Origin of the sequence: Cupriavidus consociatus, from assembly GCF_017814975.1 — a bacterium.
In the GTDB taxonomy this organism is placed as follows: Bacteria; Pseudomonadota; Gammaproteobacteria; order Burkholderiales; family Burkholderiaceae; genus Cupriavidus; species Cupriavidus consociatus.
The window spans coordinates 127,592-143,868 of the sequence record NZ_JAGIQA010000021.1 but is presented as its reverse complement, the minus strand read 5'-3'; the positions used below and the strand labels follow the sequence as shown (position 1 = coordinate 143,868).

Here is a 16,277-nt window from a genome sequence, read left to right as displayed (position 1 = left end):
CCGGAAAGGGTGTAGTAATCGGTATGGCAGATGCCGGTGGCCTTCACTTCCACCAGCACTTCCCCGGCGCGCGGGCCATCGAGGTCCACGTCTTCGATGGTCAGCGGGGCGCCGGCTTTCCAGGCGATGGCGGCTTTGGTCTTCATGGGGTCCTCCGGGTCAGGAATGTCCTGGGCGATGCTTCAGCGCTCGAGGCCATGACTATACGGCCATCTGCCGGCCCGCGGCCAGCCGCACCGGACCGTGAATTACCAAAAAGGAGGTATTCAGTCCTGCCATCCGCTGCCGTAAGATCCCTCGGTTGCACCGACGCGGCTGCGCGGCAATTGTCCTGATGGATTGCCCCCTGGCCTTGCCTCCACCCCAGAACAAGAGCATGACAGTCAATCCGTCCCGCCCCCGCCTCCGCCCCGGTCCCCGCGTGATCACCGGCCTCATCGCCGTCCACTTGTCCGTGTGTGCCTCCGCAGTACTGGCGAAGGCGGAAGCCACTCCCGCTCCGGCCCTGGCCGCCGCGGCCGGCCCCGCGGTGGACCCGGCGGCGCAGAGCCTGATCGCCGAGCTGCAGCAGCGCATCGAGGAGAACACCGTCAAGGAACTGCGCGCCAGCGTCGACGGCGACTACGGCACGGCGCTGCTGCTGGCCGACGACAAGGTGCTGTGCTATGTCGGCCTGATGTACCAGAACAAGATCTGGCGCGTGCTGCGTTTCGATAATCTCGGCGCGGCCGATGCCGCCTACCGGCAGGCCAGCAAGCAGAGCGCCGCCCTGGCCACCGACGCCATCCGCCGGCAGGTGCTGGCTACGCAGATGCGCCAGTACGAGCGCGCCATCCAGGACGCCGAGGCGCGTGCGGAGGCGCTCAACAACGACGTGCGCCTGATGCAGGCGCAGCGCCAGCGCATCGCGGAAGACCAGAAGAGCTCGCGTGCCGAGGTGCAGACCGCGGAGCTCGACAGCCGCGCCGCGCGCGCCCAACTGGACAAGCTGCGCCGCGAGATCCACCGGATCGAGTCTTCGCTGGCGGATTCCGGCGAGATGCTGCCCGTCGCGAACAAGGCCAAGCGCTGAAGCACTCGTCCCGGAGCGCCGGACAGGGCTAGCGCGTGGTCGTCGTCGCGCCTGCCGCGCCGGCGCGCCGGCTGGCTTCCCGTGGCGGCAGCTCGGTCTCGTGCCGCCGCCCCAGCCACCATCCGAGCGCCGCCCATGCCAGCGCCAGTCCGGCACCGGCCAGCGCTACCGTGGCCGGGTGGCCGGAAATCGCATCGATGGCAGTCTTGACCCATGCGCTGACCGCATCGCCGGCACGATAGACCGCGGTGTCGATCACGTTCTTGGCCTTGTACTTGGTTTCCGGATCGACCACCGTGAACAGCATCTCGCGCCCGGGCCGCAGCAGCGCATACTCGCCCACGCGCCGCAGGATCATCACGCCGGCCAGCACGCCGAAGGTCGGCACCAGCGCCAGCACGACGAAGCCCGCCGCGACCGCCAGCGGCACCGCGGTCAGCAGCAGCGTGACGCCATAGCGCCGCGCCATGCGGCCGGTGAAGAACAGCTGGACCAGGATGGTCAGCGCCTGGACCGTGGCGTCGAGCGCGCTGAAGACCTGGGTTTGCCGTGTGCGCTCGGGGAAGGCCTCGGCCACCAGCCGCGCCTGCTCGAAATACAGGAAGGTGCTGGCAGTGGCCAGCAGGATCACGAACAGCCCGATGCCGAGCAGGTAGCGTGAGCGCAGCAACAACGCCAGCCCCGCCCACAGGCCGCCGCCGACCGGGTTGGCGGGGTCGCTGGCGGCATCCGCCGGCACTTCATGGCCCGCGCCGGCGCGGCGGCGCCAGCCGAACAGCCAGCCCACGCCCGGCAGGGTCGCGGCGAGCAGCGCGGCGGACAACAGCATCAGCCCGGTCAGCCCGATCTGCGGTACCAGCCAGCCGCCCAGCACCGGCCCGGCCAGGCCGCCGGCGCTGGCGCCCGCGGCCAGCAGCGCGAACAGGCGCCGCGCCTGCTCTGGCCGGAACACGTCGGCCATCAGGCTCCACGCGACGGAAACCACGAACAGGTTGAACACGGAAAGCCACACGTAGAACACGCGCGCCAGCCAGACATCGTCGGGCCACGCGCGCGTGGCCAGGGCGAAGGCGAGCAGGTTGGCGATAAAAAACGCGTAGACCCACGGCACGAAGCGCCGCCGCGGCAGCCGCGCGCACACCGCGCCGTACAGCGGGATCGCGGCCAGCATGACGACGAAGGTCGCGGTAAACAGCCATTGCAGGTTCTTCACGCCGCCGGCGATGCCCATGGTCTCGCGCACCGGGCGCAGCATGAAGTAGCTGGCAAACAGGCAGAAGAAGAACAGGAAGCCGGCTACCACCGCGCCGGCCTCGCCGGGGCGGATGCCGAAGCTGCGCCGCAGCCGTGCCAGGCCGCCGCCGGCGGGTGTGTCGCGATCGGGTTCGTCCATGCCGCCCGGCGCGCGTCAGGACAGCAGCGCGGCGATGCGCTCGCGCTGGCCCGGATCGGGCATGCGCCCCAGCGCGGCGCCAAGGTTATCGGCCATGTTGCGCGGTTTGGAGGTGGCGGGGATGGCAGCAGTCACCGCCGGATGGCTGACGATGAATTTCAGGAACAGCTGGCCCCAAGAGCCGCAGTCGATGTCTCCGGCCCACTGCGGCAGCGGCCGGTCCTTGACCACGCGGAACAGGCGGCCGTCCTGGAACGGGCGGTTGATCAGCACCGCCACGCCGCGCTCCTGGCACAGCGGCAACAGCGTGCGCTCGGCATTGCGCTCGGCCACGGAGTAATTGATCTGGACGAAATCGACGCGCTCGTTGCGCACGATCCGCTCCAGCGCCTCGTGCGCGTCGTCGCGGTAATGGGTGATGCCCAGGTAGCGAATGCGGCCTTGCTCCTTCAACTCCCGCAGGAAGCGCAGGTTGCCTTGCCAGTCGATCAGGTTGTGCACTTGCAGCAGGTCGACCTTGTCGACACGCAGGTCGGCCAGCGAGCGTCCCCACTGCGCCTGCGCGGGGGCGCCGGACTGGGCCGAGATCTTGGTCGCCAGGAATACGCGCTGCCGGGCGTTGGCCGCGCGCAGCAGGTCGCCGGTCACTGCCTCGGCGCTGCCATAGCTGGGGGCGGTGTCGATGACCGAGCCTTCAGTGCGCAACAGCATGGCCATGACTTCGGCCAGCGGCTTGCGCTCGGCGGCTTCGCTGCTGACGTTGAAGGTGTCGGCCGTGCCCATGCCCACGACGGGCAGGGCCTCGGTCGTGCCCGGGATGTTGCGGCGCAGGGGCACGGCAACGGTGGCGGCGCCGGCGGGAAGGGAGGGCAGGGCGCCGGTGGCGGTCAGCCCGGCGGCCAGGGCCAGGAATGAGCGGCGGTCGAGTGGCATGGAAGCGGTTGGAAGCGGTTGGAAGCGGTTGGAGGCGGTTGGAGGCGGGTCACACACTGGTTGACCTTAGGCGCTGGCCAGAGCCTTGTAAACCGGTGCTTCAGTGCGCTACCCGGCACGCCGCGCCGCGCGCACCTGGCGGAAGGTGCGCGCTACGGCTGCTCGCGCCTCAGACCACCGTGGCCAGGCCCAGCGTCAGCAGCAGCGCCACCACCGAGATGATGGTCTCGCACACCGACCAGGTCTGGAAGGTCTGGGTCACGGTCATGTTGAAGTACTCCTTGACCAGCCAGAAGCCGCCGTCGTTCACGTGCGACAGGATCAGCGAGCCGGCGCCGGTGGTCAGCACCAGCAGCTCGGGACGGGTGCCCGGCACGCTGGCGGCGATCGGCGCGACGATGCCGGCGGCGGTGGTCATGGCGACCGTGGCCGAGCCGGTGGCGATGCGGATCATCACCGCGACCAGCCAGCCCAGCACCAGTACCGACACCTGCGCGCTGGTGGCGACATCGACGATGGCGGTGGAGATTCCCGAGTCGCGCAGGATGCGGCCGAAGCCGCCGCCGGCGCCGACCACCAGCGTGATGATCGCGGTGGGCGCCACGCACTCGTTGGTGAACTTCAGGATGGTTTCGCGGTTGAAGCCGCGCGCCTTGCCGAAGGTGTAGAAGCTCACCAGCGCGGCGATCAGCAGCGCCATCACCGAGTTGCCGATCAGCTTGAGGAAGTCGTTGGCAAAGGTCTTGGGCGTGGTGAAGACGTCCGCCCAGCTGCCGATCAGCATCAGCATCACCGGCAGCAGGATGGTAAACACGGTGATGCCGAATCCCGGCAGTTCGTGCGATTCCTTGACACGCTCATCCTCTTCGGTGAACTGGTCGGCCAGCGGGTTGACTTCGGGCAGCTTGACATAGCGGTCCATCAGCTTTGCAAACAGCGGTCCGGCGATGGCCGCCGTGGGAATGCCCACGATCAGCGCGTACATGATGGTCTTGCCAATGTCCGCGCCGTACGCGGTCACAGCCAGCAGCGCGGCCGGATGCGGCGGGATCAGGCCGTGCACCACCGACAGGCCGGCCACCATCGGGATGCCGACCACGACCATCGACGTGCCGGTGCGCTTGGCCACGTTGAAGGCGATCGGCACCAGCAGCACGAAGCCGACCTCGAAGAACACCGGCAGGCCAACGATAAAGGCGATGGTCGCCATGGCCCAGTGCACGTTCTTCGCGCCGAAGAAATCGATCAGCGTGTTGGCGATGCGTTCCGCACCGCCCGACTCGGCCATCATCTTGCCAAGCATGGTGCCCAGGCCCACCACCAGCGCGATATGGCCGAGGGTGCCGCCGACACCGGCTTCGAATGACTTGACGATATCGCCCATCGGCATGCCCACGGCAAAGCCGAGCAGCACCGAGACGACAACCAGGGTAATGAAGGGGTTGAGCTTGTAGCGCGCGATCAGCACCACCAGGGCGATCACGGCGATCAGCGCATACACCAAGAGCGTGGTTCCGGTGACGGCACCCATATTGTCTCCTTGCGTGGAAAAAAGGCCGCATGTGGGCGGCAGAGGTTCAGGCTTGTAGTTTGTTTTCTCCCCTCTCCCGCATGCGGGAGAGGGGCAGGGGGTGAGGGCAGGAGGGTCAATGACCGGCAGCGCATGCTTGATACGCCCGGCCCTCACCCCCGGCCCCCTCTCCCACTTCGTGGGAGAGGGGAGCACCCCCTCGGCTTGCAATCAAAGAGCAGCAGGCAGCAGGCTCAGGCCGCCGGCCTCTTGTAGGCGATGCAGTCCACTTCGACCTTGCAGTCCACCACCATGCTCGATTGCACGCAGGCGCGCGCGGGCGGGTTGGCGCCGAAGTATTCCTTGAAGATCTTGTTGAACGAGGCAAAGTCGCGCGCATCGTCCAGCCACACGCCGCAGCGGACCACGTGCTCGGGGCCGTAGCCGGCCTCGGCCAGGATGGCCAGCACGTTCTTGATGGCCTGGTGGGTCTGCGGCACGATGCCGCCATCGATCAGCTCGCCGCCAACCATCGGCACCTGGCCGGAAACGTAGAGCCAGCCGTCGGCCGCTACGGCGCGCGCAAACGGCATGTGTGCGCCACCCTGGCCGGTGCCGCCTTCCACGCCGAATCGTTTGATGTCCATGGGTACTCCTGGAATTTGTTGCAGGGGAAAAATCGAAGAAAAGGAATCGAATCAGTCGGCGCCGCGCGCCAGGAAGCGTCCTGCGCGGATGCCGGTCGATTGCCGCTGCTGCCATGACAGCTCGCCATTGACCCAGACCGCGGCAATGCCTTCGGCGGGCTGCATCGGGTCGGTGAAGCTGGCGGCGTCGCGGATGGTCGCGGCGTCAAACAGCACCAGGTCGGCCCAGTAGCCTTCACGCACGAACCCGCGGCCATGCAGGCCGAATCGCTCGGCGGACAGGCCGGTCATCTTGTTCACGGCGACGGTGAGCGGGAACAGCTCGCGGTCGCGCGCATAGTGGCCCAGCACGCGCGGGAACGCACCCCACAGGCGCGGATGCGGCAGCGGGTCGTTGGGCAGGCCGTCCGAGCCGACCACCGTGGCGGGGTGGCTCAGGATGCGGTCGACATCGGCGTCTTCCATGCAGTGGTAGACCGCGCCGGCGGGCATCAGCCGGCGCGCGGCCTCGTGCAGGCCGACCTGCCATTCGGCGGCGATATCGGCCAGCAGCCGGCCGCCCATCTCGGGCGCGCCTTCGGACCACGTCACCATGATGTCGAAGTCGCTGGTGACCTGCTTCAGGTCCAGCGTCGACGAGCTGGCGGTATAGGGATAGCAGTCGCAACCGACCTGCTGCCAGCGCTGCGCGCCGTCGAGGGCATCGAGCACTTCGGTGCTGCGGCCCCAGTTGTCCACGCCCGCGCATTTCAGGTGCGAGATCACCACCGGCACGCGTGCATGGCGGCCGATGCGGAAGGCTTCGTCCATGGCTTCGAGGATCTCGGCGAACTCGCTGCGCAGGTGCGTGGCGTAGAGCGCGCCGGCATGGGCCAGCGGCTCGGCCAGCGCCAGCACTTCTTCGGTCGGCGCGTTGAAGGCATTGGCGTAGGCAAGTCCGGTGGACAGGCCCAGTGCGCCATGCTGCAGCGACTCTTCCAGCTGCGCGCGCATGGCCGCGATTTCGGCAGGCGTGGCGGCGCGGTCGAGCCGGTCCATATGGTTGCTGCGCAGCGCGGTATGGCCCACCAGCGCGGCGACGTTGATCGCAGGCTGCGCGGCATCGACGGCGTCGACGTAGGCCTTGAAGCTGGGGTAGCGGAATGCGTCGGCATGGCCGAGCAGGTTCATCGGGTCGGGCGGATCGCCGGAGAGCGTCACCGGCGCGGCGCTGATGCCGCAGTTGCCGACGATCACGGTGGTCACGCCCTGCGACAGCTTGGGCGTCATCTCGGGCTGGCGCACGACGTTGGTATCGTCATGCGTATGCACGTCGATAAAGCCCGGTGCCAGCACCAGGCCGTGGCCTTCGACCACGTGCGCGGCGGCATCGGGATCGATCGCGCCGCCTTCATCGATGCGGGCAATGCGGCCATCGCGCAGCGCCACGTCGGCCAGGCGCGCGGCGGCGCCGGAGCCATCGATCAGTGTGACGAGTCGGATCAGGGTATCGAACAGGTGTGGCATGGTCAGTCTCCCAGAGGCTGGCGGCTGTCAGGGCCCAGGCCGGGGCCCGCCTCGCCGCGGTGGCTGTCCAGCACGTACTTGAGCCGGCGCAGCCGCTCCTTGCTCTGGTCCTGCTGCAGCAGCGCGCACTGGGTGGCCAGCACGTCCAGCACCATCAGCATCGCGTAGCGCGACGCCGACGGCTTGAAAATGAAATCCGTCTCCAGCGTGCGCACCGGCAGCAGCACGTCGGCGCGCGCGGCCAGCGGCGAGCCCAGTGCGGTCACCGCGACCAGCCTGGCGCCGTATTCGCGCGCAATCTCGCAGCTCGCCAGCATCTCCGGCACACGCCCGCTGGCCGAGAACGCCAGCACCACGTCGTCGCGGCTCAGCGTGGCCGCCACCATCTTCTGCAGCAGCCCGTCCTGGTAGCTCGCCACCGGCTGGCCCAGCCGCGCCAGGCGGTGGCGCGCCTCGTCGGCCATGAACGACGAGCCGCCGCCCATGCCAAAAGCGTAGACCATGCGTGCGCCCAGCAACAGACGCGCGGCATCTTCGATGCGCTGCGCGTCCATCAGGCCGCGGTTGACTTCGAGCGCGGTCAGGATGTCGGCATGGATGCTGTCGGCCAGCGTCGCCGGGGCTTCGGCGGCTGCATCGGCGCCGCCGGGTTGCAGGAAACGCGCGCCCACTGCGGTGGCCTGTGCCAGCCGCAGCTTCAGGTCGCGCACGTCGCGGCAGCCGATGGCCTTGGCGAAGCGGGTCACGCTGGCCTCGCTGACGCCGGCCTTGCGCGCCAGTTCGTTGATGCTCGCCGCCGCGGCGCCGGCCAGGTCTTCCAGCACCACCTGCGCGACCTTCTGCTCGGCCAGGCGCAGCGCGGGGCCGCGCTCGGCAATGCGGGTCAGGATGTCGAAGGGCGCGGTCATGGTTGGGTGGCTGAGCAGGGCCGCGAGACAAAGTGGCGCAGGCGGCAGGTGCTGTCGGCAAGGGCTATAACAGTGACTGACGCGACCTTGCGCGTTGCCTCTGTAGTCCCGTGTGCGGTCAGCGTGTTACTTTATAACAAGGATGAAATATCTTATTTTCAGGGCTATCATTACGTCAATCAGATTTTTTCAGGGGTGATGACAAGGATGCGTGAAATAAAGTATCAGGCCGGCGTGATCGATCCGCTCAACAAGGCGCTGGGGCGCCTGGAAGCCCCGCTGGCACCGGACGCCGCCCGCACCGGCTGGAGCCTGCTGCAGGAAGAACTGAGCCTGCCGGCCGCGGTGCTTTACGAGGACCGGCTTGCGCACAACCTGGAATGGATGCGCCGCTTCATGGGCGAGTACGGCGTGCAGCTTGCGCCGCACGGCAAGACCACCATGGCGCCCAAGCTGTTCGCGCGCCAGCTCGGCGCCGGCGCGTGGGGCATCACGCTGGCGACCGCGCACCAGACCGCCGCGGCGCATGCGCACGGCGTCAAGCGCGTGCTGATGGCCAACCAGCTGGTGGGCCGCCGCAACATGGAAATCATTGCGGACCTGTTGCGCGACGATCCGGACTTCGAGTTCTTCGCGCTGGTGGACTCCGCCGCGCTGGTCGACCAGCTCGGCAAGTTCTTCAAGGAGCGCGGCCAGGCGCTGCAGGTGCTGCTGGAACTGGGCGTGGCGGGCGGGCGCACCGGCGTGCGCGACGACGCGCAGCAGCAGGCCGTGCTCGACGCGCTGGCGCGCTGGCCGCAGGCCTTGTCGCTGGCGGGTGTCGAAATCTATGAAGGCGTGCTGAAGGAAGAGGCCGACATCCGCGCCTTCCTGCAGCGCACTGTGAACGTGACGCGGCAACTGGCGCAGCAGGGTCGCTTCGGACGCAGCCCGGTAGTGATGTCGGGCGCGGGCTCGGCCTGGTACGACGTGGTCGCCGAGGAGTTCGCGCGCACCGACATCGGCACGCCGATCGACATCGTGCTGCGCCCCGGCTGCTACCTGACCCATGACGTAGGCATCTACCGCGCCGCGCAGCAGCGCATCCTGGCCAGCAACCCGGTCGCGCAGAAGATGCGCGAGGGCCTGCTGCCCGCGCTGCAGCTGTGGGCCTACGTGCAGTCGATCCCTGAACCGGATCGCGTCATCATCGGCATGGGCAAGCGCGACGCCGCCTTCGATGCCGGCATGCCGATCCCCGCGCGGCTGTACCGCCCGGGCAGCGAGGCGCCGGTCGACGTGCCCGCGCACTGGGAAGTGACCGGCATGATGGACCAGCACGCCTACCTGCAGGTCAAGCCGGGCGACGACATCCGGGTCGGCGACATGATCGCCTTCGATATCTCGCACCCTTGCCTGACCTTCGACAAGTGGCGCCATATCCCGGTGCTGGATCGCGACCTGCGCGTGATCGACATCGTGCAAACCTTCTTCTGAGAGGCGGAACGCCCCATGAGCATCGATATCCTGGCCTACGGCGAGCCGCTGGTGGAGTTCAACCAGCAGCGCGACGATCCCGACCGTTACCTGCAGGGTTTTGGCGGCGATACCTCCAACTTCTGCATCGCCGCGGCCCGGCAGGGCGCCAGCACCGGCTATATCAGCGCGGTGGGCGCCGATACCTTCGGCGAGCGCCTGCGCGCGCTGTGGACACAGGAGCGGGTCGATACGCGTCACGTCCATGTGGACCCGTCCGCGCCGACCGGCGTCTATTTTGTCTCGCACGACAACCACGGCCACCGCTTCGACTACCTGCGCGAAGGTTCCGCCGCCAGTCGCTACCAGCATGAGCAGCTGCCGCTGGGCGCGATTGCCGCGGCGCGCTACCTGCACCTGTCGGGCATCAGCCTGGCCATCAGCACCAGCGCCTGCGATGCGGGCCTGGCGGCGATGGAGCACGCGCGCAAGGCCGGAACCAGGGTCACGCTCGACACCAACCTGCGCCTGCGGCTGTGGTCGCTGGCGCGCGCGCGCGGCATCATGCGCGAAGCGTTCGCGCTGACCGACGTGTGCCTGCCCAGCTGGGACGACATCACGGTGCTGACGGGACTGGACGACCGCGACGCCATCGTCGATTACCTGCTCGGCTGCGGCATTGGCCTGGTGGCGCTCAAGCTGGGCGAGGAGGGCGCTTACGTGGCCACGCCAGAATCGCGCACGCTGGTGGCGCCGTATCCGGTCAAGCCGGTCGATGCGACCGGCGCCGGCGACTGCTTCGGCGGCAGCTTCGTCGCGCGGCTGGCGGCGGACGCCGACCCATTCGAGGCCGCGCGCTACGCCAACGTGGCCGCGGCGCTGTCCACCACGGGTTATGGCGCGGTGGCGCCGATCCCCGATGCGCAGACCGTGATGGCCCGGCTGGCCGAATCGGTCTCCGTGATCGGCGGCTGATCGGCGGTTGAGCGGCGCTGAACCGGCTGCATTCCCTGACTTTGCTTTTTTGAACCCTTCACCCCGAGATCCGATATGCAAAACCAGTCTTCCCCGCTGCTCCCCCTGCTGGCCGACGTGCCGGTGATCCCCGTGCTGGAATTCCATTCGGTCGACGAGGCCCTGCACGTCAGCGAGGCGCTGGTCACCGGCGGCCTGCCGCTGCTGGAGATCACGCTGCGCACGCCGGTCGCGCTGGAAGCCATCAAGGCCGTGGCCGCCGCGCTGCCGCAGGCGTGCGTGGGCGCGGGCACGGTCCTTACCGTCGAGCAGCTGCATGCCGTGCGCGACGCCGGCGCGCAGTTTGCCGTGTCGCCCGGCCTGACCCCGTCGCTGGCGGAGGGGGCGCAGGGCGCGGGGATCTCGCTGTTGCCGGGGGTGGCAACGGCCAGCGAGGCCATGCTGGCGCTGGAAGCCGGCTTCACCTTCCTGAAGTTCTTTCCGGCGCAGGCGGCCGGTGGGGTGCCGATGCTCAAGTCACTGGGCGGGCCGCTGCCACAGCTGCGCTTCTGCCCGACCGGCGGCATCGATGCTGCCCTGGCGCCGACCTACCTGGCCTTGCCCAACGTGGTGTGCGTGGGCGGGTCGTGGGTGGTGCCGAAGGACGCGGTGGCCGGCAAGGACTGGGGCCGCATCCGTTCGCTGGCCGAGCAGGCCCGCGTGCTGCGCGGCAAGGGCTGAGCGCGCCGGGCCGTAATCAAGTCAAAGCCAAGCATGCAATGCAAAACGGCACGCCCGAGGGCGTGCCGTTTTTGGTTGCAGACGCGGGCAGGCCGCGTCGTCGTGCGGTTTGGCGGTCCGGCTTACTTGTGCCGGTCCGCCGAGCTTTCCAGCTTCTGGCCGCCGCGCTGAATGTCTTGTCCGAGTCCTGCCATCGTGTTGCATCCAGCCAACAGGGTGGCAAACAGAACGCACCAGATCCAACCTTTCTTCACGCCGAGCTCCTTTCCATTCGGTTGAGGGTTTGAGGCAGATTTTACTGCCGCTGTCAGCGCGGTTGATAGCTGGTATGTGCCAATTTGTAAATCGTGCAATCGATGCAACAGTTGCTGCCGCCGGCGAGTCCCGGCTTGAACGCTTCAGCTGGCCGGCGCCAGCAGTTCGCGGGCGCGCTGCTGGATGGCGGCGTGGGTCTGCATCAGCCATGCCGCCGGGAAAGGTTGCGCCAGCAGGTAGCCCTGCACGCTGTGGCAGCCCCAGGCGCGCACCGCCTCCAGTTGCTGCCGGCTCTCCACGCCCTTGGCGCATACCGCCGCGCCGGCGCGGCGCGCCATGACGCAGGCGCTGTGCAGCCGCTCGGCGAGGCCTGGGCTGCCGCCGCGTGCGCCGCCATGGCCCAGCCGGCGTACATCGAGCGAGACGCGATCGGGCCGCAGTGCCTTCAGGGCAAGCCGGCTGCCCGGGCTGTCGTCGAAATCGCCCAGCGCCAGCTGTACCCCGAGGCGGCGCAAGTCTGCAAAGCGCTCGAGGATGCCGGCGTCCGGGGGCGCCGCGCCGGCAGGCAGCTCGATGCACAGGCGCTCCGCGGCGATGCCGCCGGTGTCGATGGCCTGCGCCAGCGCATCGACAATTTCCGGGCGGTGCAGCTGCGCGCTGGAAGCCAGCAGCGTAAATTGCAACGGCGCAAGCGCTTCGGCGCCGCGCATCAGCGGCAGCACGCTGTCGAGCAGCCAGGCGCCGATGCGTCCGACCAGCCCGAGCGTCTCCACCGCCGGCAGGAAGTCCTGCGGCGCCACCCGCCCCAGCGCAGGGCTGTGCCAGCGCAGACGCACGGTATAGCCGCTGACATGGGCGCCGGCAAAGTTGGCGCGCGGTTGCAGTTGCAGGCTGAGTTCGCCGCGCTCCAGTGCCTCGGGCAGGGCGGCCAGCAGCGGCGCGGTGGGCGGGGCGGCGGGCTTGTCGGCGCGCGCGAGGCCGTCGCCGCCCTGGCGGACGATGCGCAGCATGGCATCGAAGGCCTGCTGCATGCTGCGCTCGGCGGGGATGTCAGGGTGGTCGGTGGCCACGCCGATGCTGCTGGAGATAAACAGCTCGAAGCCATCCAGCACGAACGGACGGGACAGGTCGGCGGCAATGCGCGCGGCAATCGGTCCTGCATCCGTGCAGCCGGCGGGCAGTGTCGTGACCGCGCCCAGGTCAGACGCGGCCACCCAGTGCATGACCGTCCCCTGCGGCAGCAGTGCTGCAATGCGGGCCTGCACCAACGCCTGCAGGTGGGCGGCGCGGCGCGGGCCAAGGGTCTCGCACGCGCTGGCAAAGCGGTCGAGCCGGATCGCCAGCACAGCGGCCGGCGGCGCGCCCTCGTCGCGGCGCGCGGCCAGCGCGGACAGCAGTCCGGCCGGGCGCGCCGGGACGTTTGCATCGGACGGCACTAGTGCGTCGCCCGCTGGCGTCCCGCCGGGATCGTCGGCATCTGGGTGCATGAATCGTGTTGCGGGCGGCGGCCGTGCTGGCGGCGCTGTCCCGCGTCTCCCCGTTGTCAGTGTTCCACGTCTGGCAGGACCGCTGGCGCGGGCCGGCTGCTCTCGTCAGGCGAGGCACGCCTGCTGCAGCCGCAACGGGCCGCAAGGCCAGATCATAAGCCAAGGCAGGTGGCACGACCTTGCAAGTTGCGACAAGTTGCGGACTACGCACCTATCGCTTGACGGAAATCAAGGCGGCGCCAGCGCGTCACTGCATGAGGTTGACTGAACACGCGCGCGGTATCAGCCGGTCGTTTCTTCTTCCGGGCCCTCTTCGGGTGGCAGGCGCGAGGCCAGCACCTTGTCGATGCGCTTGCCGTCCATGTCGACAATCTCGAAGCGCCAGTCGCCCCACTCGACGCGGTCGGCGACCTGCGGCAGCCGTCCGAGCAGCAACAGCAGCATGCCAGACAGCGTGTGGTAGCGCTCCTTTTCTTCTTCCGGCACCTGGCGCAGCCCGATGCGGTCCTTCAGTTCGGGGATCGGGATCAGGCCGTCGAGCAGCCACGAGCCATCGTCGCGCTGCACCGCCCATTCCTCGCCGGCGGCCTCGGCCTTGAACTCGCCGGTGATGGCTTCGATCAGGTCCTGCAGCGTCACCAGGCCCAGCACCTCGCCGTATTCGTCGATGACAAAGGCCACCTGGCCGCCCGAGGCGCGGAAGTTTTCCAGCAGTTCCATCCCGGTCACGCTTTCGGGCACGAACACCGCTGGCTGCACCACTGCCATCAGGTCGGCTTCTTCGCCGCGCAGGCGCCGCGCCAGCAGCTGGCGCGCGCTGACCACGCCGATGATGTCATGCATGCCGCCGCGCACCGCCGGGAAGCGGGAGTGGTCGGATTCCTCGATACGGCGCAGGTTTTCTTCCAGCGGCGCGTCCACGTCGAGGTAGATGACGTCGCCGCGCGGCACCATCAGCGAGGCCAGCTGGCGGTCGTCAAGGCGGAACACGTTGCGCACCATGGTGTGCTCGTGCTGCTCGATCACGCCCGCTTCGGAGCCTTCGACCAGCAGTGCGTGGATTTCTTCCTCGGTCACGCCGGGGCCGCTGTCGGTCTTGGTGCCGAGCAGGCGCAGCACCAGCCGGGTGGAGCTCGACAGCAGCTTGACGAAGGGGGTGGACGCGACGGCGAGCCAGGAGATCGGGCGCGCCACCAGGCGGGCAATGGCTTCAGGGGCCATCTGGCCCAGGCGCTTGGGCACCAGTTCGCCCAGCACGATGGAAAAGTAGGTCAGGCCGGCCACCACGATCGCGGTGGCGACGTAGCCGGCGGTGGACTCCGCCATGCCAACGCTGCTGTGCAGCCAGTCGCCGAAGGGCTGCGCCAGCGTCGATTCGCCGACCACGCCGTTGAGAACGCCGATCGACGTGATGCCGATCTGCACCGTCGACAGGAAGCGTGTGGGATCCTCGCCTAGCTTGACGGCCTCGATCGCGCCCCGGTCACCGTTCTCGATCTGTCGCTGCAGGCGCGCCTTGCGCGCGGTGACCAGCGCGATCTCGGACATCGCGAACAGGCCGTTCAGCAGGATCAGCGCCAGTAATATGGCAATTTCCATCAAAGTGCGCGCCCTTTGCGCGCCGGGTGTTCAAAAAGGTCAAGCATACCATTCGGCTGTTACAGGAAGTCGTTACAGTGACGCCTGCGCCGCAGGGGCGGCAAGGCAAGAGCAGACAGGGAATTGCCACTATTACCTTGAAGGTAGTCGCCCCCAGCGCCATGCCATGCTGTAATAAGCGCATGGAAACGTTGACTCCCGCCTCCGAAGCCACGCTCGACTTCCCCGGCCTGCTGCGCTACTGGCGCGGCAAGCGCGGCTACAGCCAGCTGGCGCTGTCGCTGGCCGCCGGGGTGTCGCAGCGCCACATCTCCTTCCTGGAATCCGGCCGTGCCCGCCCCAGCCGCGAAATGGTGCTGGCGCTGGCCGAGCGCCTCGGCGTGCCGCTGCGCCAGCGCAACCGCATGCTGCTGGCGGGCGGCTTCGCCCCGGCCTATAGCGAGCATGGGCTGGCCTCGCCGCCGTTGCAGATGGTGCAGCAGGCGATCGCACTGATCCTGTCCAAGCAGGAGCCGTACCCGGCCGTGGTGCTGGACCGGTTCTGGAACCTGGTCGACGCCAACCAGGCTTACCGGCGCATGCTCGATACGCTGCTCGACGGACGCGCGCCCGCGTCGCTGGAGGACGAAGGCGGCCAGGGCGGCAGTCCGCGCCGGGTCAACCTGATGCTGTCCGTATTCGATCCGCAAGGATTGTGGCCGGTGATCGAGAACGCGCGCCAGGTCGGACGCTACCTGCTGCGGCGCGTCTGGCAGGAATTGCAGGGTCAGGCGCACGACCAGACCGCGCGCGAGATCTTGCGGCGCATCGCCGCCTGGCATCCTGACATGGTCGGCCCCGGCGGCGTACTGCTTCCCGACGACGACGGCGCGGAAGGACCGCCGCTGCCGGTGCTGCCGGTCGTGCTGCATGCCGGCGCGTTCCGTGCGTCGCTGTTTTCGACGCTGACCACGCTTGGTATTCCGCAGGACATCACGCTGCAGGAGCTGCGCATCGAGTCCTTCTTTCCCGCCGACGAACCCACGCGCGCCCTGTTTGAAGCGCTGGGGGCCGCGCTGCCACCGGGGTTCAGAAGCGGTAGCGCAGGTAGATGACGTGGAAGCTGGTGCCAGGATTGGGCTCCTTGATGCCGGAATTGGACAGGTGCTGGAAGCGGTAGCCCGCGGTAAAGCGTCGGTCCGAGCCGAAGGCTACGCCCAGCCCCGCGTATTCCGAGAACTGGAACGCCGTGGAAATGACATGGTCGTCCGAGGTGCGCGTTCCCGTCAGCAAGCGCGGCCCCACCGACAATTCCAGGAACGGGGCCCAGGCGTGCTTCCACCAGCCGATGCGGACCACCGGCGAGGCGCCGAACTCCCACAGGTCATGCGGATTGTTGTCGCTGCTGCTGTTCCAGCGCGCGACATTGACTTCCCATTGGAGGTCGATCAGCCAGCCCTGCGGATTGCCCCACGCAAAGCCTGAATCCCACAGCATGGCCATCTCGACCTTCTGCACGTGATGGGTGTCGTCGAAGCCGTAGCCCAGCTGCACGGCCGGCGCGGCGTGGGCGGTGCCGAGGCCAAGGGGAAGGGCCAGCAGGCTCGCCGTAGCGGCGTGTCGCACGGCCAGCGGGATCGGGCGCGGGAGGCGACGCTGTGGGGGCCGCGGACGACTGGTCTGCGGTGTCGGCGCGGGAAGGGGATCGCAACAAGCTGCGCGGCGGTCTTGACTGGCTTCTTGGTCTTGTCGTGGCATGGGAAGCAAGGCTTGGGATGCTGCGTTGCTGTCGGACCCTGCATGGGGCGGCGCCGCAACGACGCGCCACGCATGGCCGG

At 68.5% G+C, this 16,277-nt stretch carries 15 protein-coding genes and 1 pseudogene; 5 read left to right on the top strand and 11 right to left on the bottom strand.

From position 1 onward, the window contains the following. A pseudogene (locus J8I82_RS25860) lies at positions 1-146 on the bottom strand (alcohol dehydrogenase catalytic domain-containing protein); the annotation flags it as partial. A 230-nt stretch (positions 147-376) separates the two neighbouring features. On the opposite strand from J8I82_RS25860, the gene J8I82_RS25855 reads away from it, so the two are divergent. Next, the gene (locus tag J8I82_RS25855) at positions 377-1,072 is read left to right on the top strand and encodes a DUF2968 domain-containing protein (protein ID WP_209761681.1); all 696 of its coding nucleotides are present in this window, start codon (positions 377-379) and stop codon (positions 1,070-1,072) included. A 28-nt stretch (positions 1,073-1,100) separates the two neighbouring features. Here J8I82_RS25855 and J8I82_RS25850 read toward each other — a convergent pair whose 3' ends face one another. The 6 genes from J8I82_RS25850 to J8I82_RS25825 form a co-directional block, all read right to left on the bottom strand. Further along, entirely contained in the window at positions 1,101-2,465 is a 1,365-nt protein-coding gene (locus J8I82_RS25850; RefSeq protein ID WP_209761680.1) for an NTP/NDP exchange transporter, read from the bottom strand. A 15-nt stretch (positions 2,466-2,480) separates the two neighbouring features. After that, positions 2,481-3,398 (bottom strand): aldo/keto reductase, encoded by a 918-nt coding sequence (locus J8I82_RS25845; RefSeq protein ID WP_209761679.1) that lies wholly within the window; start codon positions 3,396-3,398, stop codon positions 2,481-2,483. A gap of 169 nt (positions 3,399-3,567) precedes the next feature. After that, positions 3,568-4,929 (bottom strand): GntP family permease, encoded by a 1,362-nt coding sequence (locus tag J8I82_RS25840; protein ID WP_209761678.1) that lies wholly within the window; start codon positions 4,927-4,929, stop codon positions 3,568-3,570. Between the two features lie 233 nt (positions 4,930-5,162). Further along, positions 5,163-5,555, bottom strand: coding sequence for a RidA family protein (locus J8I82_RS25835; protein WP_209761677.1), 393 nt, complete (start codon positions 5,553-5,555; stop codon positions 5,163-5,165). Positions 5,556-5,606: 51 nt separating this feature from the next. Next, positions 5,607-7,061, bottom strand: a complete 1,455-nt coding sequence (locus tag J8I82_RS25830) for an N-acyl-D-amino-acid deacylase family protein (RefSeq protein WP_209761676.1) — start codon at positions 7,059-7,061, stop codon at positions 5,607-5,609. 2 nt (positions 7,062-7,063) lie between these two features. Further along, positions 7,064-7,969, bottom strand: a complete 906-nt coding sequence (locus J8I82_RS25825) for a MurR/RpiR family transcriptional regulator (RefSeq protein ID WP_209761675.1) — start codon at positions 7,967-7,969, stop codon at positions 7,064-7,066. A gap of 207 nt (positions 7,970-8,176) precedes the next feature. On the opposite strand from J8I82_RS25825, the gene J8I82_RS25820 reads away from it, so the two are divergent. The 3 genes from J8I82_RS25820 (at position 8,177) to J8I82_RS25810 (ending at position 11,119) form a co-directional block, all read left to right on the top strand. Then, the gene (locus tag J8I82_RS25820; protein ID WP_209761674.1) at positions 8,177-9,445 is read left to right on the top strand and encodes an amino acid deaminase; all 1,269 of its coding nucleotides are present in this window, start codon (positions 8,177-8,179) and stop codon (positions 9,443-9,445) included. Between the two features lie 15 nt (positions 9,446-9,460). After that, positions 9,461-10,399 carry a sugar kinase gene (locus J8I82_RS25815; RefSeq protein ID WP_209761673.1) on the top strand — a complete coding sequence of 313 codons (939 nt, stop codon included), beginning with the start codon at positions 9,461-9,463 and terminating at the stop codon, positions 10,397-10,399. Between the two features lie 75 nt (positions 10,400-10,474). After that, on the top strand, positions 10,475-11,119 hold the full coding sequence (locus J8I82_RS25810) for a bifunctional 4-hydroxy-2-oxoglutarate aldolase/2-dehydro-3-deoxy-phosphogluconate aldolase (RefSeq protein ID WP_209761672.1): 645 nt from the start codon (positions 10,475-10,477) through the stop codon (positions 11,117-11,119). Between the two features lie 122 nt (positions 11,120-11,241). On the opposite strand, the gene J8I82_RS25805 is transcribed toward J8I82_RS25810, so the two are convergent. The 3 genes from J8I82_RS25805 to J8I82_RS25795 all read right to left on the bottom strand — a co-directional run bounded on the left by J8I82_RS25805 (position 11,242) and on the right by J8I82_RS25795 (position 14,460). Further along, positions 11,242-11,373 (bottom strand): entericidin A/B family lipoprotein, encoded by a 132-nt coding sequence (locus J8I82_RS25805; RefSeq protein ID WP_010814145.1) that lies wholly within the window; start codon positions 11,371-11,373, stop codon positions 11,242-11,244. Between the two features lie 144 nt (positions 11,374-11,517). Then, a complete protein-coding gene (locus J8I82_RS25800; RefSeq protein WP_209761671.1) occupies positions 11,518-12,861 on the bottom strand; it encodes a GGDEF domain-containing protein in 1,344 nt (447 codons plus the stop codon). Positions 12,862-13,143: 282 nt separating this feature from the next. Beyond that, positions 13,144-14,460 carry a hemolysin family protein gene (locus tag J8I82_RS25795; protein ID WP_209761670.1) on the bottom strand — a complete coding sequence of 439 codons (1,317 nt, stop codon included), beginning with the start codon at positions 14,458-14,460 and terminating at the stop codon, positions 13,144-13,146. Between the two features lie 182 nt (positions 14,461-14,642). Here J8I82_RS25795 and J8I82_RS25790 point away from each other — a divergent pair, with 182 nt between their 5' ends. Beyond that, positions 14,643-15,554: a helix-turn-helix domain-containing protein gene (locus tag J8I82_RS25790; protein ID WP_209761669.1), complete on the top strand. Its 912-nt coding sequence runs from the start codon at positions 14,643-14,645 to the stop codon at positions 15,552-15,554. On the opposite strand, the gene J8I82_RS25785 is transcribed toward J8I82_RS25790, so the two are convergent. After that, positions 15,529-16,065 carry an acyloxyacyl hydrolase gene (locus tag J8I82_RS25785; protein ID WP_284183151.1) on the bottom strand — a complete coding sequence of 179 codons (537 nt, stop codon included), beginning with the start codon at positions 16,063-16,065 and terminating at the stop codon, positions 15,529-15,531. The genes J8I82_RS25790 and J8I82_RS25785 overlap by 26 nt on opposite strands. Between the last annotated feature and the right edge of the window lie 212 nt (positions 16,066-16,277).